Consider the following 26157-nt stretch of genomic DNA (forward strand, 5'->3'; position numbering starts at 1 on the left):
TGTTTTCCCCGCAAGAAAACCATGCTTTCCTTGTCCCAAATGGGTCGAAGCCATTTGAGAATACGGGAAGTGGCTGCCTGACACCGTGCTTCCTGACCCTCTCATACAGTGCTTCCTGGCCTCCCCATACAGTGCTTTATCACACCCTCACAAAGCACTGTGTCGCACCCTGACAAAGCACTGTGTCAGAACGGATGCCGAAACGGATAGAAAAGACCAGAATACACTCGCTATAACAACCTGTTCGCTGTGCGGCGGAAATCAGAATCCATCGAATCGCCGTTTCACATCTATTCTTTGAAGGGACGCACTAAACAGCCATCTTCACGCATAGATTGACTTGTTTTCACCATATACTTCCCCGAAGAGGGGTCCCCCGAGGAGTTGATATCCAAGATGTGGCCCGATAGCGAGCTGTTAGGAGTTGCCGACCAATATTTACCTGAGTTGCCGACCCATGCCAATTTGACATGCGTTGAGTTCAAGCCATCGCGCCATCCCGAAGCGGGAAAGAATACCTTGCCTTCATCATGACAATCAAAATACCAACCTCTCTCCTTACTGTCCCACGTGCCAAGGATCTTCTCATCGGTGGACTCGAAAAATCGGAACGCAAAAACGAGCGGAACCTGGTAACCTACCGGACAAGGGTCGTAAACGGTTTTTGTAGAGGTCTCCACGGTGATATTTATGCTCCCCTCATTTAAATTCGAGATTCCGACGGACCACAGATTAGAATAACAATTATCCATTCGATCGCAGCAAAACGTTCCGGGATACAAAATATTTTTGGCAATAGCCTTAGCATTATAGTCCCCAGATTCACAGGTAACCCCCTGCTGTTGTGCTCCATAGTCAAACTGCGTCGAAGGGCCGTGTGTGTTCCCCGAAGCGTCATACCATGTCTTATTTGTATAGGCAGGACTACCTGACTCACCTTGGTTGTATGCTTCCATATCCGTTATTACGTCTGTCCCGCTCCAAGGCAGCACAGGGTCTTTGCGTCCCCATTGATAATAAGGCGAATTGCCGCCGGTATGATCGGTCCACGGCGTCTGGGTGATTTCGATAATTTGCTCGGCTTTTGTTTCCGCCTGCGTGAAGCGCACCTTCGCGCTGCGCTCTTCGTAAAACATCGCATCGTCGCGGTAGCACCAGCCGAGATTGACAGGCAACATGGAGAAGTCTTTGGTTTTGGAGCGGCCGTTGTACATGTATTTGGCAGTTACTGTTTCCAAATCAGCCCCTAACTTATAATCCGTAACCCAGATATGCCAGCTCCACATGATTTGATTGTCGCTGTTTCTTACCGCTACGACCGCATTTCCCTGTCCGATGCTTGTCGCCGGAACCTCGAAAACCAAACTATGTCTATCGGAAGACAGTGCTACATTCGTCACCAAATTCTGGCGGTCCTGCCAAACCAATATGGCATTATCGGGACTGCAATCCGTATTATTGTAGATATACGGGTCGCTAATCGGGCTTCCGGTGTGGTTGATGAATGTTGTAAGCATAGATGTGCTTGACGACGAGCCGGTATATGCCGAAGAGTTCTTTCTGCCGCCTTTCATAGCGTTGCCATAGACCAGCGGCAGGGAGTAGTACCCCGGCGCGTTGATGACGTAACAGTTGGCCGTATTCATGCTTGTCGTTCCCCCGTTTGTCGAGAGATCGTAGGGCTCGGTGTCACTACCCACAGGCGTCGCCGCCTGCAATACCTGGTTATGCGTTCTCTCTGCTGTCTGGGCCGCCACCGCAACCGTAATCTTTTTATTTTCTGGGTCTGGGGTGAATGTCGAGATCCAAGCAGGCTGTTCGATCGTGTGGTAACCGCCCGCGCCATCGTCCTCGACGAACTCCGCAGTCCATGACAACGGCACTTTCAGTGTGGGGTATGGTGCGCGCCTGGTAAAGTTTGCGGTGCTGGTCACCGTGCACGTTTTCGTACCTCCCTCATAAGTAAACTTCAGCGACGGCGTTACCTCAATCGTCGATGTAGCTATGCTGGTCGTGGATATGCGGTAGGTAACGGTACCGCCGGCGGGCCACACCGTCTTGAGGGTGGGGGTCTTGAGCGTTCGTTTCGTACTGCTCCGGTTGTCGGTATATTCCACCTCGACGCTTGCAGTTTCGAGCGTCTGGGGTATCATCATGAAAGTCTCCTCTTCAGTTGTAATCTCCGCGTCGGGCGTGCCGTCCACCTCTTTATCTTTGAAGGTCTGCTCAAATTTGGTCTTGGTTTTCAAATCGCTCCACTCCTTCTTTCCCATGTCATAGACGGCATGACTGTACACATTCTTGAGCGTGATTTTCGTAATACGCCCTGCCAGCATTTTGTCGCCGACAGTGAATTTCACCGCCGTAAGCGCGTGTCCGAACGTGAGCGACGCGGTTTTATCCGATGCGAATGCACCGTCCATCTCGGTGGAAGCGACAAGCAAATCCTTTTGGTCTTCGACTTTCGCAGGAGTCGTATAGGTGATTTTCGGTGCTCCTCCGGTCTGTTTCTCCGAAAGCTCCACCCCTTCGGCATTATAGGGCGCATAGGCGAAGAAGCGGATCTTCTTTCCCTCTCCGGGCCAGTCGTAGCCCGTCGCCGTCCAGCCCGAAGTTTGGGTGATTTCGACGTTATACATATAGTCCGGCGTCAATGTCTCGTTCCATGTATCGGTATAAACATAGGCCAGTGCCCCGAACGAATCGTAAAAAGAATCCGTCCCGACAGGTACGGCACGCGTCTGCGGTTGGTCGGTCTTTGCATTCGGAGCGATGCTGTCGGTGACCGCAGCGTGCAGGAACAGCGTATCGGCCGGAGTCGGCCCCCGCAGGATATAGACCTCCGGGCAGTGCCCCGCGAGCGTGTCAGAGTGTTCCGCGAGCGTGTCGGAACGTTCCGCAGCCGACCCTGCCGAAAGCGCGGAGACACCCGGTGCCCAAGTACCGGACAACCCTATATTGAAACGGAGCGCCGTACCGTCCGCCGGCAGTTCTGCTGTCAAATCGTCGGTACAAGCAGCAAACACAAGCACACCGGAAAGCATACACAACGTTCCGAGGCGGTATATTCTGTGAAACAGGTTCTTCTTTTTCATCATACACGTATTTTCGATATTCTTTGCACCCGGACGGGGACATTCAACCCCGCCGGGTAAATCTTCCGGGAGCGATGCCCCGGAGTGACGTTTACATATTTATATCACTCGAAGGTTCGACAGGCTGCCACGCATCGACCGTAACGGAGAACTTGATCGGACTGCCCATAATGTCTTCTCCGCCACCTGGAAGCGTAGGATCGACCTTGCCGGCACCGCCCGAGAAGTCCAGCGTATAGATGTATTTCTTGCCCGCTTCCCAATTCGTGTCGATGGGTACGGCTGCCCAGCCATAACCACCGGAAGGGGGATATTCAAAAGCCCCCGTAATATTGATCAATACGGACAAATACGCTCCCTTACTTGAGTTCGTTTTATCGCTGCTCGGATCCCAAGCCGTGAGCTTCTGAGGAATGAGCATCGCGTTGTCGTCTGCTCCCATGATTGAGACAGCCTCGCTGCCGAGTGTCTTCTCGCTTCCCGCGTAGGTCACTTCATAGGTGATTTTGTCTACGCCCAGAACCCAAGTGCACTTATCGAAATCGAACGTCGCCGTTGACACGGGCCACGCGATACGAACGCCCTGCACCTTATACACATTGGAAGTATTGGAGTTCTTGGCCTTGACCTCGATTTGAGACAACCGGTGTCCGAATGCCAGTGTCACACTCGTCGCCTCGTTGGCAGTTTTGTTACCTGTGGCCGTAGCCGTGATGAAGTCTTCTTGCAACGAAATGTCACTATCCGGCGTATAATCCACCGTTTTGTTGTCGGACTTAATAGTCACCGACCCGCCTTCGATACCTGTGAGCGGCGTGGGAGCATAGGCATAGAAACTCAGCGTACTGCCGTCCGACGGCCAGTAGTAAGGGTACTCGGAAGTAAAGTAACTGCCACTCTTGGAGAACTTCACATTGTCGAAATAATTTACACCCGCCTCGCCGATCGCCGTAACGGCAATCTCACTGATCTTATCATTCGTAATTTCCATGGCCCTCGTTCCCACTGCGGCCCGGAAGTCGATTGGCAGACCTTTGCCGACGGCATCGGTCGTTTCGTCCTGCGAGCAGGCGACGCTTGTCGCTGCTACGAGAAATAATAAAAACTTTTTCATAATATAATATAATGTAATGAATAATTTGTCTGTTTCGTCTAACAAGAGCGAATTACATTTCTATATCTACGTCCACAGCTTGCCAATTCTCCACCGAAGGTTGAAATCCGGCGGGATTCGGCTCCGGCAGAGGCAACCCGTCCAGCAGAATGCGGATGTCCCGCTGATCGGGGGCCGAATGGATTTGATCCGTCACGTCATAGGTGTAATACCATTTGCTGCCGTCCGCCAATACGGCATAGACAATCAGCGTGTGCGTGGTCTGCTCTGAGGGGCAGTGGCCGAAAGTCTGCACCGAGCCGGCAAGGGTGGTTTCGGAACTCTTCGCCATTTCGAAAGGAATCGTTACACGTTCGGCGGAGGCAATGCCTGCACCGACAAGGAAACCGCCCGCCATGCCCGAAAGAGAGGCGCTCAAACCCTTGACATGAGCGAGGTTCGCGGCATTACGGATCTCCACCGTGCAACGGCCCACCGCCGCCGAGGGATAAAGCGTCAGCCGATGTTCCTCGATCGACAGGGGAACTCCCGCACGGCAGTCGTACCAAATCATTTCAGGGGCCGCAGCGATACGCTCGTTCTCCGCACCCGGCGCCATAGGGGCCCCTTCGGAGCGGACTCCCAGCCCGGAGAACTCCGGTATCAGCGTTGTGGTCGCCGTCGTGATTTCGAATGTTTCCCATTTTTCCGTATTGCGGTATTCGATGACTTTCGTATCGCTGTTCAAACACAAGGCATCGTAACGGCCGTTTGTGGCGCGGATTTCACCGCCCGCAGGCTCTGTAAATTCATTGCGGATCGGAACCCCGGCCTCCGGGAACAGATAGAGAGACATCGAGGCCGGAGAAGCTTCCGGGGCTTGCGTCCAATCGAAAACAACCTCTATGTCGATCGTATGCGAGTGGTTGTAGCACAACTCTTTATGTTCGCACGAAGCGAATACAAGCGCTGCAAACAGATAGATGAACGGTTTTTTCATCGCTTGCCTCCTTTCTTGTCATTGAAGTTTCTGAGGTCGAGCAGCCATACCAGCGACACTTCCGCCTTCGTGGGGCCGAACCAATGCCGTTGTCGCGTCTCTTTCCAGACATAGCAGCCGTCTTCGGGGTCGTATTTCTTGTACTCTCCGCCAAGATAACCCACACCCACGCTGAAATCCAGATTCAAACGCCGACCCACAGGCAGCGAATAACCGTACTCGATACCGCCGCCGTAACTCAATTTCGACTGATAGCCCGTACCGCCCGTTTCAAAGTCATAGGTCAACATTTGGCCGTAAAGACCGAGGTGGTGTCCGGCAAACGGCTTTTCTGCGACCCGGTGCCCGAAATATCTGCGAAGGTTCAGCTCCCCACCGTAAATCCGCCAATAGCGATGCCGCCTGTCGCTACTCCACCACGCGTACATCCATGAGCCACCGACAGACCACCCGCGCCCCACATAGAACTCCGCTCCGATATTCGGAACGAGTGCTGCGTCGTATAGCAAATTGGTTTTCAGTGCCATATAGATAGGTTTACCAGACGGAACCGCAACATCGGAAGTACGAACCGTATCACGCATCTCCAGACGGACGCCGTTTTCGCTCAGCGTAGGTTCGAAGAGCGAGTAGCCTTGTCTGGAATGCCCCTGTAAATTCAACGCATCGGCGAATTTACGCTCCTGTCCATAGCCGGTATAACACTCGCAGAGCAAAAATAGGAACCATATCAATTTTTCTATTTTCATATTCGCGATTGTTTTATTTTACTTAATTTTGTTCTTATATCCGCTTGCTCCCGGTATAAAGTCATGAATCCGTCCCGTTTGCATTCTCTCTAAAAGTAAATAAAACGGACGTGCAAATATATAGTAATATATTCATTTGTCAAGCAAAAGAAGGGGAAAAAAATCTTAAAATCACCCCCCCCCGAATCACAAATCACTGGATTATAGATACTTCCTGCATTGGAATATAAAAGGAATATAACGTATTATTCCCTGTCCGGCAATGTTTTCCCCGCAAGAAAACAATGCTTTCCCTATCACAAAAGGATAGAAACTATTTGAGAATGCGGGGAATGACTGCCTGACACAACGGATAGAAAAGACAAGGGAACAAAGCATGCAGACGTATAGGCCCATGTCTTAAATCTCCTTAACAAAAGGCACGTAAATCACTTTTTATTTGTTATTTTGCATCAAATTTAGGTGTGCTATGCCCCAATGATCCGAGGGCATGCCACCGCAGGCCGGAATTTCAATGAATACACTCACTATAACAACCTGTCCACTGTGCGGCGGAAATCATTTGGAAAGGACGCTTACCTGTGTAGACCACTATGCTACAGGCGAAGCCTTTCATTTATGCCGCTGCCGTCATTGCGGTTTCCTCTTCACGCAAGATTTTCCGACAGAAGCTGAAATAGGCCGTTATTACGAAACACCGGACTACATTTCCCATTCGGATACGAAGAAGGGCGCCATGAACCGCATCTATCATCGGGTGCGTCACTACATGCTGAAGCGGAAAGCGAAGCTGGTGATGCGTGTCACCCACCGAAAAGACGGACGCCTGCTCGACATCGGTACAGGTACGGACTATTTCGCCGATACGATGAAGCAGTTGGGATGGCAAGTGGAAGCCATAGAAAAGAATGCCTCCGCCCGCGAATTTGCCCGGGTGCATTTCGGGCTGGATGTACAACCGGAAACAGCCTTGAAAGGTTATGAATCGGGCAGTTTCGACGTCATCACGCTTTGGCACGTATTGGAGCATCTGGAGCATCTGAACGAGACATGGGAAACCCTGAGCACCCTGCTGACAGACAAAGGAATGCTGCTGGCAGCCGTTCCCAACTGCTCTTCATACGATGCCCGCAAATATGGAGCCTATTGGGCTGCCTACAATGTGCCCCGGCACCTGTGGCACTTCACTCCCTCCACTATTCAGCAGCTTGCTTCGAAGCATGGTTTCATCATGTCCGAACGTCATCCGATGCCGTTCGACGCATTCTATGTATCCATGCTTTCCGAGCGCTACATGAACCGTTCGCTCCCCTTCCTGCGCGGGATGCTGACGGGAACACTGGCATGGTTCAGTTCGTTGGTGCAAAAAGAGCGCAGCAGTTCAATGATTTATGTATTCAGAAAAAAGAGTTTATGAAGTCCAAACATACCCATCACACGACCTCCCTCTTTGACATGCAGTTTGTTACTTCCTGCATCAGCACGACACTGGTTCTGCTATTGCTGGGCATGGTCGTATTCTTCGTACTGGCTGCCCACAACCTGTCGGTGTATGTAAAAGAGAATATCAATTTCTCCATCGTCATCAGCGACGACATGAAGGAGCGTGACATCCTGCGCCTGCAAAAGGACTTGGATAAGGAACCCTTCGTGAAGAGCACCGAATACATCTCCAAAAAACAGGCTTTAGAGGAACAAACCGAAGCGATGGGCACCGATCCGCAAGAATTTTTGGGCTATAATCCCTTCTCGGCCTCCATCGAAGTGAAGTTGAAATCGGCCTATGCCAACGCGGACAGTATCGCCAAAATAGAAAAGCAAATCCGAAAAAACACCGATATACAGGACGTGCTTTATCAAAAAGAATTAGTAAATGCAGTGAACGACAACATCCGTAAAATCAGTTTGCTGCTGTTAGGCCTCGCCGTCATACTGGCCTTAATCTCATTCGCACTGATTAACAATACCATACGGCTGGCTGTCTACTCCAAACGCTTTCTGATACACACCATGAAGCTGGTGGGAGCCAACTGGAGTTTCATCCGGCGTCCCTTCTTGTACCGTAACTTCTGGACAGGTGTATTGGCAGCTGCTTTGGCCGACGGCCTTCTGTGGGCTGCCGCTACCTGGTTAGTAGAAAAGGAGCCTGAACTGGTAAAAGTCGTTACGCCTCAAATTATGCTGCTGGTATCAATAGCCGTATTGCTTTTTGGTGTGCTTATCACATGGCTATGCGCCCTTTTCTCGGTCAACAAATACCTCCGCATGAAAGCCGGTGCGCTTTATCGCATTTAAATTCAGTCAGATTATAAAAAAGATTTAAGAATATGAATAAGAAAAAGTTTGCTTTCGACAAGACCAACTTCCTTTTATTGGCTATCGGTATGGTTGTAGTCATCATCGGTTTCTTACTGATGACGGGGCCCTCTTCCACTCCGACGCACTTCGAGTCGGACATTTTCAGTGTACGCCGCATTAAAGTGGCCCCCGTCGTATGTCTGTTGGGCTTTGTGTTCATGATATACGCCGTACTGCGCAAACCCAAGACAGAGGAAACACGAAAAGAACAAGAACAATTGAAAGAATCATAAAAGATGGAATGGTTTGAAGCACTGGTCCTTGGACTTCTTCAAGGACTGACAGAATATCTGCCGGTGAGCAGTAGCGGACATCTGACTATAGGTTCGGCTCTGTTTGGCATCGAAGGAGAGGAAAATCTGGCTTTCACCATCATGGTGCATGTTGCCACGGTGTTCAGTACGCTGGTCATCCTGTGGAAGGAAATTGACTGGATATTCAAAGGATTATTTAAATTTCGGATGAATGAAGAGACCCGATATGTCATCAACATCATCATCTCAATGATACCGATCGGCATCGTGGGGGTATTCTTCAAGGACAAAGTAGAAGCTATCTTCGGATCGGGTCTGTTAGTGGTGGGATGCTGCCTGCTGCTGACAGCAATCCTGTTGACCTTCTCCTATTATTATAAACCCCGTCAGAAGGCCGAAATTTCGAAGAAAGACGCCTTTATCATCGGTCTGGCACAGGCTTGCGCCGTGCTTCCAGGCCTTTCGCGTTCGGGCAGCACCATCGCCACAGGCCTTTTGCTGGGCGATGACAAGGCCAAGCTGGCCCAGTTCTCTTTCCTGATGGTCATTCCTCCCATTCTGGGTGAGGCGTTGCTCGACGGCATGAAGCTGATGAAGGGCGAGGCTATTGCAGGCGACATACCGGCCCTTTCGCTGATAGTAGGCTTCGCAGCCGCTTTCGTATCGGGCTGCCTGGCCTGCAAGTGGATGATTAACATCGTGAAAAAGGGCAAACTGGTGTATTTCGGTATCTATTGCGCCATTGCCGGTGCACTGACGTTGGTACTGAACCTGCTTTGATGATTATTATAAAGACAGAGAAACGTGAATTTCAAAAAAGGAGAACTCTTATACCTGAACAAGCCGCTGGGCTGGACGTCATTCAAGGTGGTGGGACATGTACGCTACCACATTTGCCGACGACTGGGTGTAAAGAAGTTGAAAGTAGGCCATGCCGGCACACTTGACCCCTTGGCTACGGGAGTTATGATTGTATGCACGGGCAGGGCTACCAAGCGAATAGAAGAGCTTCAGTATCACACGAAGGAGTATATTGCCACCATCCGGCTGGGTGCCACGACCCCTTCCTACGACTTGGAGCACGAGATAGATGCCGTCTATCCGACGAATCACATCACCCGCGAACTGGTAGAGGAAACGCTTCAGCGTTTTGTCGGTGAAATACAGCAGGTACCTCCTGCCTTCTCAGCCTGTATGGTGAACGGGAAACGTGCCTACGACCTGGCTCGAAAAGGCGAGGACGTGGAACTGAAGCCCAAGCTGCTCGTCATCGACGAGATAGAGTTGCTGGAATGCAACCTGCCCGAAATAAAGGTGCGCGTGGTATGCAGCAAGGGGACTTATATCCGTGCCCTGGCCCGCGACATCGGCGAGGCGCTGAACAGCGGTGCCCATCTGGCAGCTCTGGAACGTACACGCGTGGGGGATGTCCGCATTGAGGACTGCCTTAATCCGCTCGACTTCAAGGACTGGATTGATGCACAAGAGATAGAAACAGAAGAAGAACAATAAAATCAACCTAATATAAAAAGAAAGGAAAGATATGAAACTGTCGCAATTCAAATTCAAGCTTCCTGAGGAAAGGATCGCTTTACATCCCACCCGGTACAGGGATGAGTCGCGCCTGATGGTGCTGCACCGCAAGACAGGAGAAATAGAACATCGGATATTCAAGGACATATTGGACTATTTCGACGACAAGGACGTGTTTGTATTCAATGACACCAAAGTATTCCCTGCCCGTCTGTACGGTAACAAGGAAAAAACAGGAGCCCGTATCGAGGTATTCTTGTTGCGCGAGCTGAATGAAGAACTGCGTTTGTGGGACGTACTCGTCGACCCTGCCCGCAAGATACGTATCGGAAACAAGCTCTACTTCGGCGACGACGATTCAATGGTAGCCGAAGTCATTGACAATACCACTTCACGTGGACGCACCCTGCGCTTTCTCTACGACGGCCCGCACGATGAATTCAAGAAGGCACTCTACGCATTGGGAGAGACGCCGCTGCCTCACAGCATCATTAACCGTCCTGTAGAACCGGAGGATGCGGAACGTTTCCAGTCCATCTTTGCACGCCACGAAGGTGCCGTAACAGCTCCGACAGCCAACCTGCACTTCAGCCGCGAACTGATGAAACGTATGGAAATCAAGGGTATCGACTTCGCATACATCACCCTACATGCAGGTTTAGGCAACTTCCGCGAAATTGATGTGGAAGACCTGACGAAGCATAAGACCGACTCCGAGCAGATGATTGTAGATCAAGAAGCTGTGAATATCGTAAATCATGCCAAGGATCTGAACAGACAGGTATGCGCCGTAGGCACAACCGTAATGCGTGCTATCGAAAGCACCGTCAGCACCGATGGCCATCTGAAGACCTACAACGGCTGGACAAACAAATTTATCTTCCCGCCCTATGACTTTACGGTAGCCAATGCAATGGTATCGAATTTCCACATGCCGCTTTCTACCCTGCTAATGATTGTGGCTGCTTTCGGAGGATATGAACAGGTGATGCATGCTTACGACGTGGCCTTAAAGGAAGAGTACCGTTTTGGCACCTATGGTGACGCCATGCTTATCACAGATAAATAATCAATGAAGGATTCTTCATTTATATATTATTTAGGTCTGGGTACCAATCTCGGTAATAAGGAACAAAATCTTCGTAATGCTGTTTGGAAGATAGAAAAACGGATAGGGAAAGTGGTTTCCCTATCTGCTTTTTATGCAACTGCTCCTTGGGGATTTGACTCCGCAAACGGCTTTTTGAATGCAGCCTGCCGGGTTGATACGGCACTGCATCCCTTGCAGGTACTGGAAGCTACGCAAGCTGTGGAATGCGAGATGGGACGTACAGATAAATCTGTAGACGGTATCTATCACGATCGCATCATCGACATTGACCTGTTAATTTGCCTGGATGCTTTAAAGAAAGAAGTGTTCGTAGACACTCCGCAACTGAAGCTGCCCCACCCATTGATGCACTTCCGCGATTTTGTAATGAGACCGCTAAATGAAATAGCTCCCGAACTGGCACATCAAATCTTGTCAAAACAAAAAGGAATATGAAAAAATTAGGACTGTTCAGCCTGCTTCTTTGGATTTTCTTGTGTATAAGGGCACAACAGAAGAATGAATTTACCGTGCTGCAATGGAATATCTGGCAGGAAGGTACGCAGGTGAAAGGAGGATATGATGCCATTGTGGACGAGATAGTCCGCCTGAAGCCCGACTTTGTAACGCTCAGCGAAGTGAGAAATTATAAAAATACCCGTTTTTGCGACCGTATCGTCCAGTCGTTGAAGCAACGTGGCGAGACTTATTATTCCTTTTTCAGCTACGATTCGGGACTGCTGAGCCGTTATCCAATTACCGATTCGTTGACCGTTTTCCCTTTAAAGGATGACCACGGAAGCATTTACAAAATGGTAAGTTCCATTCACGGACATCGGATAGCTGTCTATACTGCCCATTTAGACTACCTGAACGACGCTTATTACAACGCACGTGGTTATGATGGCTTCACTTGGAAAGAGATTCCCATTCCACAGACGGTATGTGAAGTATTGCAGGTGAACGATGCTTCTTTGCGCGATGATGCTATCCGCAACTTCATTGCTGAGGCAAAGAATGATATTGCCGAAGGCATCATCGTAATATTAGGCGGCGACTTCAACGAACCATCGCACCTCGACTGGACGCGCGAAACAAAAGACCTGTTCGACCATAACGGCCTGATTGTGCCCTGGACGGTTCCTCTGCTTTTAGACAACAACGGCTTTGTAGACACATACCGTGAACTCTATCCTGACGTCCTCGGCTATCCCGGTTTTACTTTCCCTGCCGACAATCCACAGATTTCTGTCGAAAGACTGACGTGGGCGCCCAAAGTCGACGAACGCGACCGGATAGACTATGTATTCTACCATCCGCATCCGGCCATTGAACTGATAGATGCCGTTATCTTTGGCCCCCGTAGCTCCATTGTCAACAGCAAGCGTATGCCCGAAGAATCAAAAGACCGTTTCCTACTGCCTTTAGGTGTATGGCCTACCGACCACAAGGGATTACTGGTGACTTTCAGACTAAAAAATAATCTTTGAGCAACGTTAATTTTGACTAAAGCATCGTTCTTTGAAGAAAAAACGCTACCTTTGCACCCGAAATAACTACGTGGAAAGATTTGAGTAGCTTGCAACCACAGAAAAAAATGCTAAAACACATACTTTTCTGAATAGTACGGCCACAATGCCGATACTTCTACTCGCTGAACTTTCCCATTCAAACTTTGTTTTATTAATTATTTAACTGTTATTGAAATGGGATACTTATTTACATCCGAATCGGTGTCTGAAGGACACCCCGACAAAGTGGCCGACCAAATATCGGACGCTGTACTTGACAAACTGCTAGCCTACGACCCCAGTTCGAAGGTAGCTTGTGAAACACTGGTAACAACCGGACAGGTAGTACTAGCCGGTGAAGTGAAGACGAAGGCTTACGTAGACCTCCAACTCATTGCACGTGAAGTCATCAGGAAGATTGGCTACACAAAAGGCGAATATATGTTCGAAAGCAACTCGTGCGGTGTGCTGAGTACCATCCACGAGCAGAGTCCCGACATCAATCGTGGTGTGGAACGTCAGGATCCAATGGAGCAAGGTGCAGGCGACCAAGGTATGATGTTCGGCTATGCCACCAACGAGACAGAAAACTACATGCCGCTCTCGCTCGACTTGGCACACCGCATCCTTCAGGTGTTGGCCGACATTCGTCGCGAAGGCAAGCAGATGACCTACCTGCGTCCCGATGCCAAAAGCCAAGTGACCATCGAATACGACGACAATGGGACACCTGTACGCATTGATACCATCGTCGTTTCTACGCAACACGACGACTTTATCCAGCCGGCCGATGATACGGAGGCCGCCCAGCTGAAGGCCGACGAAGAAATGCTGGCCATCATCCGCAAAGATGTAATCGAAGTATTGATGCCTCGTGTCATCGCTTCTATCCATGCCCCGAAGGTACTTGCTCTGTTCAACGACCACATCACCTATCACGTCAATCCTACCGGTAAGTTCGTAATCGGAGGCCCGCATGGCGATACCGGTCTGACAGGGCGCAAGATTATTGTTGATACCTATGGCGGAAAGGGCGCACACGGTGGTGGTGCTTTCTCTGGCAAGGATCCTTCAAAGGTAGACCGCTCGGCTGCTTATGCTGCCCGTCACATTGCCAAGAACCTCGTTGCAGCCGGTGTGGCTGATGAAATCCTGGTACAGGTTAGCTATGCCATCGGTGTGGCACGCCCCATCAACATCTACGTCAACACCTACGGACGCAGCCATGTGAATATGAGCGACGGCGAGATAGCTCGCAAGATTGACGAAATTTTCGACCTCCGTCCCAAGGCTATCGAGGATCGTCTGAAATTGCGTAACCCCATTTATCAGGAAACTGCGGCTTACGGACACATGGGTCGTGAGCCCCAAATTGTAACCAAACATTTCTGCAGTTGTTACGAAGGCAACAAGGATGTTACGGTAGAACTTTTCACCTGGGAAAAGCTTGACTATGTAGATAAGGTAAAAGTCGCTTTCGGATTATAATCAAGCGGTATTTGTTCTTTCCGAGGGTGTGTCAAAGGAGGGGCGCACTCTCGTTTTTTTGTTCCTAAGTGTACTTTTCTGACCGAAATCATGTACCTTTGCCTGCAAAACCAATCCGTGTCATCATGATGAATAAGATTAATGCAGTCTGTGTCTATAGTGCGTCGAGTACGAAAATCGATTCTATATATTTTGAAACAGCCCGTAAATTGGGAACCTTGCTGGCCCGGAATGGTATCCGTGTAGTCAACGGAGCCGGAAATATGGGACTGATGGCAGCTGTTTCCGATGCAGCATTGGCGGCTGGAGGGCAGGTGACAGGCGTCATTCCCCGTTTTATGGTAGAGCAGAACTGGCATCATACAGGATTGAGCGAACTGATAAAAGTCGACACCATGCACGAGCGCAAACAGAAAATGGCAGCCCTGAGCGATGCCATTATCGCCCTACCCGGTGGATGTGGCACATTGGAAGAACTACTCGAGGTGATTACCTGGAAACAACTGGGCCTCTATCTGAACCCCATCGTTATTCTGAACGTAAAAGACTACTACGGCCCGCTACTCGAAATGTTCGCTCGCGCGGCCGAAGAGCATTTCATAGGTGCCCGCCACATGGACATCTGGTGTGTAGCCCATACACCTGAAGAGGCCGTAACACAAATACAGACCACTCCCATCTGGAACGTTTCCTTCCGTAAATTCACTACCCTATGATGTTTTCACCGCTGTTCCAGGCCCTATCCATCTCAGAACAGGGTATTCCCTTGCCTTATCTGCCAGGACGTGACGACACTATCGCGCTGTTGCTGCTGTGCTGCTTCCTGTTATCATCCTACATGCTCTCCCGCAACCGTAAATTCCTGCTCCAGTTAGGCAAAGACTTCATTATGCACCGCGAACGATCCAGCATCTTTGCAATATCATCAGGAACAGACACCCGCTTTCTACTGATACTAATCCTCCAAACTTGCGTACTGGCCGGCATTTACCTATTCATCTGCTTCAGCGACCTCTACCCTGAAATAGTCCGCACGACACCGTCCTCATTCCTTCTATTCAGCTACATAGCTGGTTGCATATTATATTTCTTTCTAAAATGGTCTGTCTATTCTATGCTTGGATGGATTTTCTTTGACAAAGGGACAGTCGATTTCTGGATGACATCCTATTCCACTCTCTTATATTATATGGGCTTCGGACTTTTTCTCTCCATCCTTATGGCAATCTATCTCAATCTCAGTCTGCAAAATTATGTTATAATCGGTCTTTCCCTACTTGGTTTGGTTAAAATATTGATGTTATACAAATGGATAAAGCTTTTTTGTCACAATTTGTTCGGCAGTTTCTTTTTAATTTTATACTTTTGTGCCCTTGAAATCAGCCCTTGCATTATGTTATACAGCGGGCTGATACAACTAAACGATTATTTGATAATAAAATTTTAGGACGTTGAAAATTAAAAAAGTGCTTGTATCGCAGCCGAAACCGGCCTCAGAGAAGTCTCCATACTACAATATAGCCGAAAAGTACGGAGTAAAAATAGACTTTCGTCCGTTCATTAAAGTGGAGAGCATTTCTGCAAAAGAGTTCAGACAACAGAAGATCTCGATCTTAGACCATACTGCTGTGGTTTTTACATCCCGCCACGCCATCGACCATTTCTTCCATTTGTGCGCAGAACTGCGTGTTACGATCCCGGAAACTATGAAATACTTCTGCTTAACCGAGTCTATCGCACTCTATATCCAGAAGTATGTACAATACCGGAAGCGTAAGATATTTTTTGGCCAGACCGGCAAGTTTGACGACTTGTTGCCAGCCATACTGAAGCACAAAACGGAAAATTATTTGGTACCCATGTCGGATGTACATACTGACGACATCAAGAACACATTGGACAAGAACAAAATTCAACATAGTGAAGCCATTATGTACCGCACGGTAAGCAATGACTTCCAACCGGGTGAAACATTCGACTACGACATGTTGGTGTTCTTCAGTCCTGCAGGAGTATCCTCTCTGCAAAAAAATTTCCCTAACTTTGAGCAGAAAGATATTAAGATAGGTACTTTTGGTTCTACGACAGCACAGGCTGTACGCGATGCCGGACTACGTCTCGACTTGGAAGCTCCCAGTGTAAAAGCCCCTTCAATGACGGTGGCTCTTGACATGTTTATTAAGGAGAACAATAAGGAATAAGTGAACAGATTGCGAAAGCCCGAAAGGCTGAACAAGAAAAAAATAATAGAGAAGATGTTCGCGGGAGGCTCGCGTTCCTTCTCTATTTTTCCTTTACGGGTAGTATGGCTACCGGTAGAAGAACTTGATGTGCAGGCATCCATTCTGATCAGCGTATCCAAACGCCGCTTCAAACGAGCAGTTAAACGGAATCGCGTAAAACGTCAGATACGTGAGGCTTACCGCATGAACAAACCAATACTGCTCGATTCAGATGCATTGAACAAAAAGGAGTACAGATTAGCCATCGCTTTCATTTACCTGGCCGACGAGCTGATGGATTCTACATTGGTGGAAGAAAAAATGAAAACCGCCCTGGCACGCATCGTTGAAGAAATTTCGGTCGAACAGATGGCCCCGTCTGCTGAATGATTTGGAAATTATTGACATACCTACTATTACTCCCCATTTACTTCTATCAACGGTGCATATCACCGCTGCTTCCTCCATCTTGCCGTTTCACACCCACCTGTTCTCAATATGCCGTAGAAGCACTAAAGAAACACGGCCCGATTAAAGGACTCTACTTAGCTATCAAACGAATCCTCCGCTGCCATCCGTGGGGTGGTTCGGGTTACGATCCCGTCCCCTAAACAGTTCATCCCATGCAACCTTATCCCATAGACATCCATACCCATCAGTTTCCATCCGTACCGGGCGAAGCCATTGTCTGCTGCCGCCCCAACGCTTTCTACCCCCAGAAAGACAACTGGTACTCCGTAGGCATCCACCCCTGGAGCCTGAATGATTGCGACTGGAAGGAAACCGTATCTAAGACAAAGTTCGAGTCGTTGGTATATCATCCGCAAGTGCTGGCAATAGGCGAAACCGGATTAGACAGGCTCATAAAGACTCCTTTACCTCAACAAATGGAAACATTACGCTATCAAGCTCTTGTAGCTGAAGCAGTCGACAAACCCTTAATTCTCCATCTGGTAAAGTCCACAGCAGAATTACTGACCCTGAAAAAAGAATTGTCACCTCGCGAGCCCTGGATTATCCATGGTTTTCGTGGTAAGGTACAATTAGCTCTTGAACTTGTGCGTCATGGTCTATATCTTTCCTTCGGTGCCAACTATCAAGAAGAAGCTCTGAAACAGACACCAGCCAACCGTCTGTTACTGGAAACGGACGAAAGTAACGTACCTATCGCAGACTTATACAAAAAAGCTGCGCTTCTTCGCGGCATAACCGACAAAGAAATCATGGAAACAGTTTCCGCCAATATACGACGTGTCTTTTTTAAACATTAAGTTTTGTTTCTTCAAAGAAAGGTCGTACTTTTGCGGCAGGTATAACTATATATCAAATCATTAAACAATCAATCATTCGATGAATTTTGTAGAAGAATTAAGATGGCGTGGCATGCTCCACGATATGATGCCGGGCACGGAAGAACTGCTGGCCAAGGAACAAGTAACTGCTTACATTGGTTTTGATCCTACAGCCGACTCCTTGCACATCGGGCACTTGTGCAGTGTCATGATTCTGCGTCACTTTCAGCGTTGCGGGCACAAGCCTTTGGCATTGATTGGCGGCGCAACAGGTATGATTGGTGACCCTTCCGGCAAGTCAGCTGAACGTAATCTGTTGACAGAAGAAACCCTGCGCCACAACATGGAAGGTATGAAAAAGCAGTTGAGCAAATTCTTGGATTTTGACTCTGATGCTCCCAATCATGCCGAGCTGGTAAACAACTATGACTGGATGAAGGATTATAGTTTTCTGGATTTCGCCCGCGAAGTAGGTAAACACATTACCGTCAATTATATGATGGCAAAAGACAGCGTGAAAAAACGTCTGAACGGTGAAGCCCGCGACGGCCTTTCGTTCACTGAATTCACCTATCAGTTGTTACAAGGATACGATTTCCTCCACCTATACGAGACCAAGGGCTGTAAACTCCAAATGGGAGGTAGCGACCAATGGGGTAATATCACAACAGGCGCCGAATTAATCCGTCGCACAAACGGAGGTGAAGTTTACGCTTTAACTTGTCCACTGATTACCAAAGCAGACGGTGGTAAATTTGGTAAGACCGAAAGCGGCAATATCTGGCTTGATCCTCATTATACTTCTCCATACAAATTCTATCAATTCTGGTTGAATGTAAGCGACGAAGATGCTAAGCGTTATATCAAGATCTTCACAGCTCTAAGTAAAGAAGAAGTAGAGGCACTCACTGCCGAACATGAAGCTGCTCCACACCTGCGCGTTCTTCAGAAACGTCTGGCCAAGGAAGTAACTATTATGGTACACTCCGAAGAAGACTTCAACGCAGCCGTAGAAGCTTCGAACATACTTTTTGGTGGCGGGACATCCGAAGCTCTGAAGAAATTAGACGAACAAACACTGCTTTCCGTATTCGAAGGCGTTCCACAATTCGAAGTATCACGCAATACACTGACTTCTGGAGTGAAAGCCGTAGACTTATTCGTCGAAAATGCAGCTGTATTCGCTTCGAAAGGCGAAATGCGCAAACTGGTTCAAGGAGGTGGCGTATCACTGAATAAAGAAAAACTCACGGCTTTCGACCAAGTAATTACCACAGCCGACCTGCTGGATGACAAATACCTGTTGGTTCAACGCGGTAAAAAGAACTACTACTTAATTATTGCGAAATAAGCCCTTAAGGCGCACGCATGATTAAAACCATAAAAAGAATAAGAACTACTCAAGGTTACGACACGAGGCGTATTCTTGGGTAGTTCTTTTATTCTATCACAATATACTTGTTTTCATTGCCAACTATCCACTTCAGCACGCCAACCGTATAGATTATCTTTCTCCAATCTATAAGTCCGCATATCCGGTACCAATCCAAAGCATACCATTCTCATCAATACAAAGTTTTTATGCCATCTTTCTCTTTTTTATTTCCGTTTTTTCGGTTATGTCTATTTAAATGCCTATTTTTGGCCATTCATCAGTATTAATTTATTTATTTAATCATTTTAATCATGAAAGACCTTTTATCTATTGTATCTCACTTTCAGCTGGCAGATGCCGTTCGTGAAATCAAGCCGTTAGGCTCAGGCTTAATTAATGACACTTATAAAGTCATAACCGAGAACAACAACCCCGACTACGTATTGCAGCGCATCAATCATGCAATCTTTCAGAATGTAGACATGTTACAGGCAAACATCGAAGCTGTAACACGACACATCCGAACGAAACTACAGGAAAAAGGGGAATCCGATATTGAACGAAAAGTATTGCAATTCCTACCTGCAGACAATGGAAAAACTTATTGGTTCGATGGTGAAAACTACTGGCGTATCATGATTTTTATCCCCCGCGCCAAAACATACGAGACTGTAAATCCTGAATATTCATATTATGCAGGAAAGGCATTCGGTAATTTCCAAGCCATGCTTGCCGACATTCCCGACACATTGGGCGAAACAATCCCCGATTTCCACAATATGGAATTCCGTCTCAAACAACTTCACGATGCCGTAGCTGCCGATGCCGCAGGAAGAGTAAAAGAAGTGCAGCATTATCTGGACGAAATAGAACGCAGAGCAGAAGAAATGTGCAAAGCCGAACGTCTGTATCGTGAAGGAAAACTTCCTAAGCGCGTTTGCCACTGTGATACCAAAGTAAATAACATGATGTTTGACGAAGACGGCTCCGTACTCTGCGTAATCGACCTGGATACTGTAATGCCCTCTTTCATATTCTCTGACTACGGAGATTTCCTCCGCTCGGCAGCCAATACCGGACTTGAGGATGACAAGAACTTGGACAACGTAAACTTCAACATGGAAATTTTCAAAGCCTTCACCAAAGGTTATTTGGAATCGGCCAAAGATTTCCTGCTTCCCATCGAAATAGAGAACCTGCCCTACGCTGCGGCCTTGTTCCCTTACATGCAATGTGTACGCTTCTTGGCAGATTACATTAATGGTGACACCTATTACAAGATACAGTATCCCGAACACAATCTGGTACGTACAAAAGCCCAATTCAAGCTGTTGCAGAGTGCAGAAGAGCATACTGCGGCCATGAAAGACTTTATCGCTTCTTGCATCTAATGAAGATAAGTCATTTCAGCCGACCGATTTTCGGCTTGCTGATGCTTATGTCATTCAATGCGCATGGTAACTCTTATCAAGATAAAGGCATGAAAGATTTGACTGTAAGAAAAATAAATGTCGATGCAATATCGGTAGAAGAAATTCCTGCTCTCTTCAAGCAAGAGCACATTACATATCAGTCTATTGCCAATGTAAATTGGAAGGACAGTTACCCTTATCGTCCGCAAGTAGAATATGGCATTGCCTATACCGGCAATGCCATATTGCTCCACTACCAGGTAACGGAAGAATCGGTACGCGCCGTAGCGGGACACGACAATGGCCCCGTCTGGGAAGATGCCTGCGTGGAGTTTTTCTCCATGCCCGGCGGTGATGATATTTATTATAACGTGGAGTGTAATTGCACCGGCACCTTGTTGATAGGTGCCGGTGCAACACGTGCCAACCGCCGGCATGCTCCCCAAGAGGTCTTAAATCAAGTGTCACGATGGTCCTCTTTGGGTAAAGATCATTTTGAAGAACGAATAGGGGAATGCAGCTGGGAAGTTGCATTGATAATCCCATTCTCTGCATTCTTTCTACATCATATCCAATCTTTAGACGGGAAATCGGTACGTGCCAATTTCTATAAATGCGGCGACAAACTACAAACGCCCCATTTCCTTTCTTGGAACCCCATAGATTTACCGAAACCAGACTTCCATTGCCCTTATTTTTTCGGTCTGTTGCGATTTGATTAAATTATAGCCATCAATTTGTACATTGCCGAATAGAAGCCGACAGATGCCCGGTTGTAAGGGTGCAACCGGTAAGGGACGGGACTGCTCTTCGGCAGGAACACGGTTCTTCAAAAAATCTAAAAAAAACGAGCATCCCGTTCCCCGTACAAATAGATGTTGTATCTTTGCGCAGGTCTTCAGATGCAAGACTCTACGGATATGAACAGACTAAAAAGACATCTGCACATCGAACCGGACACAGGACGCATGCAGCGCCTGCCTGTCTTCATCGTATTGGGCATCATACTGTACTCATGCGCCAGCATCGGGCGTATCGAAGGAGGACCCATTGATGAAGCTCCCCCCGTCTTTGTGCAGAGCACACCCAACCCCGGACAGCTGAACTATAAACGCGACCGCGTAAGCATCGCCTTCGACGAATACATCAAGCTGGACAAAGCCGGCGAGAAGGTCGTCATCTCCCCGCCCCAAATCCAGCAGCCCGAAATCAAGACAAGCGGCAAGAAAGTGATAGTCAACTTTCAGGACACGATGAAGGCGGATGTCACATATACGATAGATTTTGGCGACGCCATTCAGGACAACAACGAAAGCAACCCGCTGGAACAGTTCACTTTCACATTCTCTACCGGTGCGCAACTGGACACGATGGCCGTGTCGGGTACCGTACTCAACGCCTCCAACCTGGAGCCGATAAAGGGCATACTGGTAGGGCTCTACTCGAACCTGTCCGATACGGCCTTCACTTCCCTGCCTTTCGAGCGCGTGGGCCGCACGGATAGCCGCGGACACTTCTCCATTCGCGGAGTGGCACCGGGCACGTATCACATCTATGCCTTGCAGGATGCCGACCAAAACTACTTCTATTCGCAGCCGGCCGAACAGACAGCGTGGCAGGACTCGCTGGTACGTCCACACTACGAATTCCGAATGCGACAGGACACGACATGGATAGACTCCCTGACCATCGACACCATCGTCGAACGCCAGTACACGCACTACCTGCCGGACGACATCCTGCTGCGCAGTTTCAAAGCAATCTCCTACAACCAGCGTTTGGCCAAAAGCGAGCGTTTGACTCCCCGGAAGTTCTCCCTCTACTTCACGGCGCCGGCCGACAGCCTGCCGCTGCTGAAAGGCATCGACTTCGACGAGCACGACGCCTTTGCCATCGAACAGACGACCGGCCGCAACGATACAATCCACTACTGGATAAAGGACTCCCTGCTCTATCGGCGGGATACCCTGCAAGCGGAAGTAACCTATCTGGAGACCGACTCGTTAGGCCAATTAGTGCCGCGTACAGATACCTTGCGCCTGCAATCGAAGCTGACCTACGAGAAACAGCAGAAACAAAAGCAGGAACAGGACGAAAAGAAGCTGGAAGAACTGCGCAAAGAAGCCAAGAAAAAGAAGAAGCGCGATGCCGACGGCAATGCCATCGAGCCGGAAGAACCTGTCCTGCCGGTCGAATTCCTGCCTATGGAAGTCTACGCCCCGTCGTCGATGGACGTGTACGACTATCTCACTCTGACCTTTCAGGAGCCTTTGGCAAGGATCGATACCGCGGCTTTCCACCTGCAACAAAAAGTAGACACTTTGTGGGAGGACATTCCCTTCGACTTCCAACGGGACTCGCTGGACATAAAAGTCTACAATATCTTTGCCAACTTCGCACTGGGAGAGAGCTATCAGTTTGCAATAGACTCGGCTGCCATCCAGGGGCTCTACGGGCTGACGACGAACAAGGTTAAGCAGGAATTCAAAGTCAAGACCCTCGAAGAATACGGAACCATTCTTTTCGACATTACAGGCGCCGATTCGACGGCCTTTGTCGAACTGGTCGATGCGCAAGACAACGTAATACGTACCGTGTCCGTCGTCGATGGAAAGGCCGATTTCTATTATCTGACACCGGGGAAATATGGCGCACGCTTGGTCTTCGACACAAACAAAAACGGACAGTGGGACACCGGAAGCCTGAAAGAGCATCTGCAACCTGAGATGGTCTGCTACTACTTCCAGCTATTGGAACTGAAAGCCAATTTCGAGCTTCAGCAGACTTGGAACCTGTTCGACAGACCGTTGGATCAGCAGAAACCATTAGAACTCAAAAAACAGAAGCCTGAAGAAAGTAAGAAGAAAAAAGGCAAAAACAACAATAACCGATAACCGAAAAAATCAAATGTAAAAATGAAACTGCCGATAAGAATAAAACGAAGAAACAGACTGACGGGATTGTTAACGGCAGGGATCGTATGCCTGCTCGCCACACTCCCCCTGAATGCACAATGCCCGACAGAAAACAAAGCCTTCCAATCGGGCGAACAAGTGATGTACGACCTTCATTTCAATTGGAAGTTCATCTGGGTCAAAGCCGGCACGGCCAGTCTGACAACCAACGCAACCACCTATCACCGGAAACCGGCTTTCCGCTTCAACCTCCTGTCGGGCAGCAGCAAACGGGTTGATTTCTTTTTCAAGATGCGCGACACGCTGACCTGTTATGTCAGCGACCGCCTCGAACCTTTATACTTCCGCAAAGGCTCCGAAGAAGGCAAACGCTACACGGTAGACGAGGCTTGGTTCAGCTACAAAGACGGCTTATCGCATGTCAGACAAAGCCGCACATGGGCGGACGGACACGTCGATACCATGTCTTACAGCGACAGCCGCTGCATCTTCGACATGTTGAGCATACTGGCACAGGCACGTTCCTACGACCCCCAAGATTATAAAATAGGGCAAAAGATACATTTCCCTATGGCAACGGGCCGAAAAGTAGAGGAACAAACATTGATTTACCGAGGAAAAGAAAACGTCAAAGCCAGCAACGATACGACGTACCGCTGTCTGGTGTTCTCGTTTGTAGAATATGTAAAGGACGGCAATAAGGAAAAAGAGAAAGAAGTTATCACGTTCTTTATCTCAGACGACAAGAACCACCTGCCAATCCGTCTCGACCTGTACCTCAACTTCGGATCGGCCAAAGCGTTCCTGAACCGTGTACGTGGCAACCGCTATCCATTGACATGTATCGTGGAGGATTGACAAGCTCCTCCGCTTCATTTCACACAGCCGGAAAGGAGAAAGAGCCGGCTTACAGCGTTTTTTTGACAAAAGCGCATCATTACATCCTGACACTACACTTCATGATCCCCTGATACAGTGCTTTCTGACAACCTAACGAAGCACTGTGTCAGACCGTCATAAAATATTGTGTCAGGACACCTGCAAACAAAGGCTGGTATCCCGACACATCACAATGTCTTCTCCATTCGACTACGAAGAAACAACATCTCCGGCAGGCCAATAGACCCAATCGTACAACATATATACAAAACAGTTATCGGCTTCCTTTTCGCTTCAAATACTCGTAACCAAAACGGCAGCGCAAGCAGTCCTTACGGTCGCAATACTCTTTCTGAAGCTGAATAAGAGCCTGCGAGTCGGCAGCAGTCGAAACGGGCAGACCGGCCCCGCTCCACATCCGTGTGATGTAATTGTTCTCGGCCTTCAGTGTCTCCAGCAACATCGTGGCCCGTTCACAAAGGCTTTCTTCCTGTCTGTGCTGCCCATAGGCGTAGAGGAAAGGAACGACAGTGTTGATGATAACCAGGTCGAGTGCGCCCCGCCCCATCCGCTTGGGCCGGTGGACGGAAGCCTTGCCGAAGGTGAAATGCTCCTCCCAATAGGAAGAAGTGCCTACGGCCAGCATTTCGCGCAGTTCGTCGGCTGTGCGGGCCTCCATCACTCGCGAGAACAGTGTCTGTCCGCGATGGTAAAGGTCTGCCAACTGAGCCAAACGGACATAAGGAAAACCACCGGGACGCTGCCGCAGAAGCCTCCAGCGGGACGGATCTAACGGAGCAGGCAAACTGAACTTTTGCCGCAGGTAGTGGAATTCTTTCTGAAGGCGAAGGTAATAGTCGCCGTAGTCGGGCTGTTCCTCGTCCAGCAGGCCGGCCATACCAAGAAAAAAAGCTTCCACCTGGAAGAGGTTGTCGCGATGCTTGTCCACAGCACGGAAAGGAACGAGCCGCGCCCAGGCCTCAAAGGCGTCGCTGTTCAGCCCGAAGCCATAGTTACGTGCCAGTGTGACGAAGAACACGTCCTCCCAATGGTTGCCGAAAGCATCAAGACGAGTGCGAATATCTTGAGCCTTCCGCCCGAAACGTTCGGCCTGTAAGGCGGAAAGCCAGGAGTGGATTGTAAGTTTGGGCAAAGAGGACAGGATGGGATAGCAGGAAGGATGGATTTCCGAACGGCGCAGTTCATCGTAACGACGACCCACATAGTCGGGACAAGTCAGAACGAGCTGGGGAATGGGTTCACCGTTGCGGCGGCAGACGGGACAATCGGCCTCACCCACCACGTGCAAAATAACGTTGTTGTAAGCCTCATCCGATTGATGTCCATGCTTTTGCCAGTGAGAAGAACGGTCGTGCAGCTCCACGTTGCCCACCCAGAGCACGCCGTCCAGCTTCAATTTGGCGTTGAAAAAATCGGGACCTGCATTGGTATTGGGCAGTCCGGGGTCGATGACTTCCACGCATTGTCCGTCGGTGGTACGCAGTTCCTGCAAAGGAAAGATTTTGTGTTTCCAAAGGTAATGTAAGAGGTGTTCCATAATTAGTATCGGTTAGTGGAGAACGGTGAGCGCAGATCTAACCACTCATCGTCAACCGCTACAAAAGTAACTTCTTTTCCCTTTCCCTCCAACTCCGTTAACACAAAGAAAGATAAATATCTCTTCAAATCAGTAAGGTATCATTCTATCATAACAAAGACTCAGGACAGCTTAAATGCGCTAAATACCATCTTTTTTAATCTCTCATGTTTCTTCCAAACATAATACACGATCCTTTTAGGAATATCTTTTCATCCAAAGACTCTTTTACAACTTATTAATGAGCACGCCTCCCATAAACGCTATTGTTAACAAGTCGATAATTAAGACCGT

24 protein-coding genes and 1 pseudogene are annotated in these 26157 nt (G+C 48.7%); 20 read left to right on the top strand and 5 right to left on the bottom strand.

From position 1 onward, the window contains the following. Positions 1 to 290: 290 nt before the first annotated feature. The 4 genes and pseudogenes from Q0Z70_RS00160 to Q0Z70_RS00175 all read right to left on the bottom strand — a co-directional run. Complete coding sequence (locus Q0Z70_RS00160) at positions 291 to 3098, bottom strand: fimbrillin family protein (protein WP_298071485.1); 2808 nt, start codon at positions 3096 to 3098, stop codon at positions 291 to 293. 88 nt (positions 3099 to 3186) lie between these two features. Then, complete coding sequence (locus tag Q0Z70_RS00165; protein WP_298071486.1) at positions 3187 to 4209, bottom strand: fimbrillin family protein; 1023 nt, start codon at positions 4207 to 4209, stop codon at positions 3187 to 3189. 52 nt (positions 4210 to 4261) lie between these two features. Continuing rightward, positions 4262 to 5188 carry a DUF5119 domain-containing protein gene (locus Q0Z70_RS00170; RefSeq protein WP_298071488.1) on the bottom strand — a complete coding sequence of 309 codons (927 nt, stop codon included), beginning with the start codon at positions 5186 to 5188 and terminating at the stop codon, positions 4262 to 4264. Then, positions 5185 to 5727, bottom strand: a pseudogene (locus Q0Z70_RS00175) (DUF3575 domain-containing protein); the annotation flags it as partial. The pseudogene Q0Z70_RS00175 and the gene Q0Z70_RS00170, both read right to left, overlap by 4 nt. A gap of 724 nt (positions 5728 to 6451) precedes the next feature. Between Q0Z70_RS00175 and Q0Z70_RS00180 the strand changes: the two are divergent. From Q0Z70_RS00180 to Q0Z70_RS00275, 20 genes are all read left to right on the top strand, one after another. Further along, the gene (locus Q0Z70_RS00180) at positions 6452 to 7354 is read left to right on the top strand and encodes a class I SAM-dependent methyltransferase (protein WP_298071490.1); all 903 of its coding nucleotides are present in this window, start codon (positions 6452 to 6454) and stop codon (positions 7352 to 7354) included. Further along, positions 7351 to 8232, top strand: coding sequence for a permease-like cell division protein FtsX (locus tag Q0Z70_RS00185; protein ID WP_298071491.1), 882 nt, complete (start codon positions 7351 to 7353; stop codon positions 8230 to 8232). Before Q0Z70_RS00180 ends, Q0Z70_RS00185 begins: the two co-directional genes overlap by 4 nt. 32 nt (positions 8233 to 8264) lie before the next feature. After that, complete coding sequence (locus tag Q0Z70_RS00190) at positions 8265 to 8528, top strand: DUF3098 domain-containing protein (RefSeq protein WP_298071493.1); 264 nt, start codon at positions 8265 to 8267, stop codon at positions 8526 to 8528. Between the two features lie 3 nt (positions 8529 to 8531). Further along, positions 8532 to 9329 carry an undecaprenyl-diphosphate phosphatase gene (locus Q0Z70_RS00195; RefSeq protein ID WP_298071495.1) on the top strand — a complete coding sequence of 266 codons (798 nt, stop codon included), beginning with the start codon at positions 8532 to 8534 and terminating at the stop codon, positions 9327 to 9329. A gap of 24 nt (positions 9330 to 9353) precedes the next feature. Further along, positions 9354 to 10061, top strand: coding sequence for a tRNA pseudouridine(55) synthase TruB (gene truB, locus Q0Z70_RS00200; protein ID WP_298071497.1), 708 nt, complete (start codon positions 9354 to 9356; stop codon positions 10059 to 10061). A gap of 31 nt (positions 10062 to 10092) precedes the next feature. After that, positions 10093 to 11151: a tRNA preQ1(34) S-adenosylmethionine ribosyltransferase-isomerase QueA gene (gene queA, locus Q0Z70_RS00205; protein WP_298071499.1), complete on the top strand. Its 1059-nt coding sequence runs from the start codon at positions 10093 to 10095 to the stop codon at positions 11149 to 11151. A 3-nt stretch (positions 11152 to 11154) separates the two neighbouring features. Next, complete coding sequence (gene folK / locus Q0Z70_RS00210; protein ID WP_298071501.1) at positions 11155 to 11628, top strand: 2-amino-4-hydroxy-6-hydroxymethyldihydropteridine diphosphokinase; 474 nt, start codon at positions 11155 to 11157, stop codon at positions 11626 to 11628. Continuing rightward, positions 11625 to 12662 carry an endonuclease/exonuclease/phosphatase family protein gene (locus Q0Z70_RS00215; protein ID WP_298071502.1) on the top strand — a complete coding sequence of 346 codons (1038 nt, stop codon included), beginning with the start codon at positions 11625 to 11627 and terminating at the stop codon, positions 12660 to 12662. Before folK ends, Q0Z70_RS00215 begins: the two co-directional genes overlap by 4 nt. Before the next feature lie 216 nt (positions 12663 to 12878). Further along, positions 12879 to 14171: a methionine adenosyltransferase gene (gene metK, locus Q0Z70_RS00220; RefSeq protein WP_298071504.1), complete on the top strand. Its 1293-nt coding sequence runs from the start codon at positions 12879 to 12881 to the stop codon at positions 14169 to 14171. Positions 14172 to 14299: 128 nt separating this feature from the next. After that, positions 14300 to 14887, top strand: a complete 588-nt coding sequence (locus Q0Z70_RS00225; RefSeq protein WP_298071629.1) for a TIGR00730 family Rossman fold protein — start codon at positions 14300 to 14302, stop codon at positions 14885 to 14887. Next, entirely contained in the window at positions 14887 to 15618 is a 732-nt protein-coding gene (locus Q0Z70_RS00230; RefSeq protein WP_298071631.1) for a DUF4271 domain-containing protein, read from the top strand. Before Q0Z70_RS00225 ends, Q0Z70_RS00230 begins: the two co-directional genes overlap by 1 nt. 4 nt (positions 15619 to 15622) lie before the next feature. Further along, positions 15623 to 16372 (top strand): uroporphyrinogen-III synthase, encoded by a 750-nt coding sequence (locus Q0Z70_RS00235; RefSeq protein ID WP_298071507.1) that lies wholly within the window; start codon positions 15623 to 15625, stop codon positions 16370 to 16372. Then, positions 16373 to 16783: a ribonuclease P protein component gene (gene rnpA, locus Q0Z70_RS00240; protein WP_298071509.1), complete on the top strand. Its 411-nt coding sequence runs from the start codon at positions 16373 to 16375 to the stop codon at positions 16781 to 16783. Beyond that, positions 16783 to 17004, top strand: a complete 222-nt coding sequence (gene yidD, locus Q0Z70_RS00245) for a membrane protein insertion efficiency factor YidD (RefSeq protein ID WP_298071632.1) — start codon at positions 16783 to 16785, stop codon at positions 17002 to 17004. Before rnpA ends, yidD begins: the two co-directional genes overlap by 1 nt. Positions 17005 to 17016: 12 nt before the next feature. Further along, positions 17017 to 17664 (top strand): TatD family hydrolase, encoded by a 648-nt coding sequence (locus tag Q0Z70_RS00250; RefSeq protein WP_298071511.1) that lies wholly within the window; start codon positions 17017 to 17019, stop codon positions 17662 to 17664. A gap of 79 nt (positions 17665 to 17743) precedes the next feature. Next, on the top strand, positions 17744 to 19036 hold the full coding sequence (tyrS, locus tag Q0Z70_RS00255; RefSeq protein WP_298071514.1) for a tyrosine--tRNA ligase: 1293 nt from the start codon (positions 17744 to 17746) through the stop codon (positions 19034 to 19036). A gap of 335 nt (positions 19037 to 19371) precedes the next feature. Further along, complete coding sequence (locus tag Q0Z70_RS00260) at positions 19372 to 20451, top strand: aminoglycoside phosphotransferase family protein (RefSeq protein ID WP_298071516.1); 1080 nt, start codon at positions 19372 to 19374, stop codon at positions 20449 to 20451. 41 nt (positions 20452 to 20492) lie between these two features. Further along, positions 20493 to 21194, top strand: a complete 702-nt coding sequence (locus Q0Z70_RS00265) for a carbohydrate-binding family 9-like protein (protein ID WP_298071634.1) — start codon at positions 20493 to 20495, stop codon at positions 21192 to 21194. Between the two features lie 246 nt (positions 21195 to 21440). Next, entirely contained in the window at positions 21441 to 23366 is a 1926-nt protein-coding gene (locus tag Q0Z70_RS00270) for an Ig-like domain-containing protein (protein ID WP_298071636.1), read from the top strand. Positions 23367 to 23387: 21 nt separating this feature from the next. Next, complete coding sequence (locus Q0Z70_RS00275) at positions 23388 to 24245, top strand: DUF3108 domain-containing protein (protein WP_298071518.1); 858 nt, start codon at positions 23388 to 23390, stop codon at positions 24243 to 24245. A 295-nt stretch (positions 24246 to 24540) separates the two neighbouring features. On the opposite strand, the gene Q0Z70_RS00280 is transcribed toward Q0Z70_RS00275, so the two are convergent. Next, positions 24541 to 25824 (bottom strand): DUF2851 family protein, encoded by a 1284-nt coding sequence (locus tag Q0Z70_RS00280; RefSeq protein ID WP_298071520.1) that lies wholly within the window; start codon positions 25822 to 25824, stop codon positions 24541 to 24543. Positions 25825 to 26157: the final 333 nt, after the last annotated feature.

This window comes from uncultured Bacteroides sp. (assembly GCF_947632445.1).
Classification (GTDB): domain Bacteria; phylum Bacteroidota; class Bacteroidia; order Bacteroidales; family Bacteroidaceae; genus Bacteroides.

Excerpts from the sequence above, each read along its gene's own strand:
- Q0Z70_RS00160 (WP_298071485.1), bottom strand. The coding sequence starts at position 3,098 with ATGATGAAAAAGAAGAACCTGTTTCACAGAATATACCGCCTCGGAACG.
- Q0Z70_RS00165 (WP_298071486.1), bottom strand. The coding sequence starts at position 4,209 with ATGAAAAAGTTTTTATTATTTCTCGTAGCAGCGACAAGCGTCGCCTGC.
- Q0Z70_RS00170 (WP_298071488.1), bottom strand. The coding sequence starts at position 5,188 with ATGAAAAAACCGTTCATCTATCTGTTTGCAGCGCTTGTATTCGCTTCG.
- Q0Z70_RS00180 (WP_298071490.1), top strand. The coding sequence starts at position 6,452 with ATGAATACACTCACTATAACAACCTGTCCACTGTGCGGCGGAAATCAT.
- Q0Z70_RS00185 (WP_298071491.1), top strand. The coding sequence starts at position 7,351 with ATGAAGTCCAAACATACCCATCACACGACCTCCCTCTTTGACATGCAG.
- Q0Z70_RS00190 (WP_298071493.1), top strand. The coding sequence starts at position 8,265 with ATGAATAAGAAAAAGTTTGCTTTCGACAAGACCAACTTCCTTTTATTG.
- Q0Z70_RS00195 (WP_298071495.1), top strand. The coding sequence starts at position 8,532 with ATGGAATGGTTTGAAGCACTGGTCCTTGGACTTCTTCAAGGACTGACA.
- queA (WP_298071499.1), top strand. The coding sequence starts at position 10,093 with ATGAAACTGTCGCAATTCAAATTCAAGCTTCCTGAGGAAAGGATCGCT.
- folK (WP_298071501.1), top strand. The coding sequence starts at position 11,155 with ATGAAGGATTCTTCATTTATATATTATTTAGGTCTGGGTACCAATCTC.
- Q0Z70_RS00215 (WP_298071502.1), top strand. The coding sequence starts at position 11,625 with ATGAAAAAATTAGGACTGTTCAGCCTGCTTCTTTGGATTTTCTTGTGT.
- metK (WP_298071504.1), top strand. The coding sequence starts at position 12,879 with ATGGGATACTTATTTACATCCGAATCGGTGTCTGAAGGACACCCCGAC.
- Q0Z70_RS00225 (WP_298071629.1), top strand. The coding sequence starts at position 14,300 with ATGAATAAGATTAATGCAGTCTGTGTCTATAGTGCGTCGAGTACGAAA.
- Q0Z70_RS00230 (WP_298071631.1), top strand. The coding sequence starts at position 14,887 with ATGTTTTCACCGCTGTTCCAGGCCCTATCCATCTCAGAACAGGGTATT.
- Q0Z70_RS00250 (WP_298071511.1), top strand. The coding sequence starts at position 17,017 with ATGCAACCTTATCCCATAGACATCCATACCCATCAGTTTCCATCCGTA.
- tyrS (WP_298071514.1), top strand. The coding sequence starts at position 17,744 with ATGAATTTTGTAGAAGAATTAAGATGGCGTGGCATGCTCCACGATATG.
- Q0Z70_RS00260 (WP_298071516.1), top strand. The coding sequence starts at position 19,372 with ATGAAAGACCTTTTATCTATTGTATCTCACTTTCAGCTGGCAGATGCC.
- Q0Z70_RS00265 (WP_298071634.1), top strand. The coding sequence starts at position 20,493 with ATGCTTATGTCATTCAATGCGCATGGTAACTCTTATCAAGATAAAGGC.
- Q0Z70_RS00270 (WP_298071636.1), top strand. The coding sequence starts at position 21,441 with ATGCAGCGCCTGCCTGTCTTCATCGTATTGGGCATCATACTGTACTCA.
- Q0Z70_RS00275 (WP_298071518.1), top strand. The coding sequence starts at position 23,388 with ATGAAACTGCCGATAAGAATAAAACGAAGAAACAGACTGACGGGATTG.
- Q0Z70_RS00280 (WP_298071520.1), bottom strand. The coding sequence starts at position 25,824 with ATGGAACACCTCTTACATTACCTTTGGAAACACAAAATCTTTCCTTTG.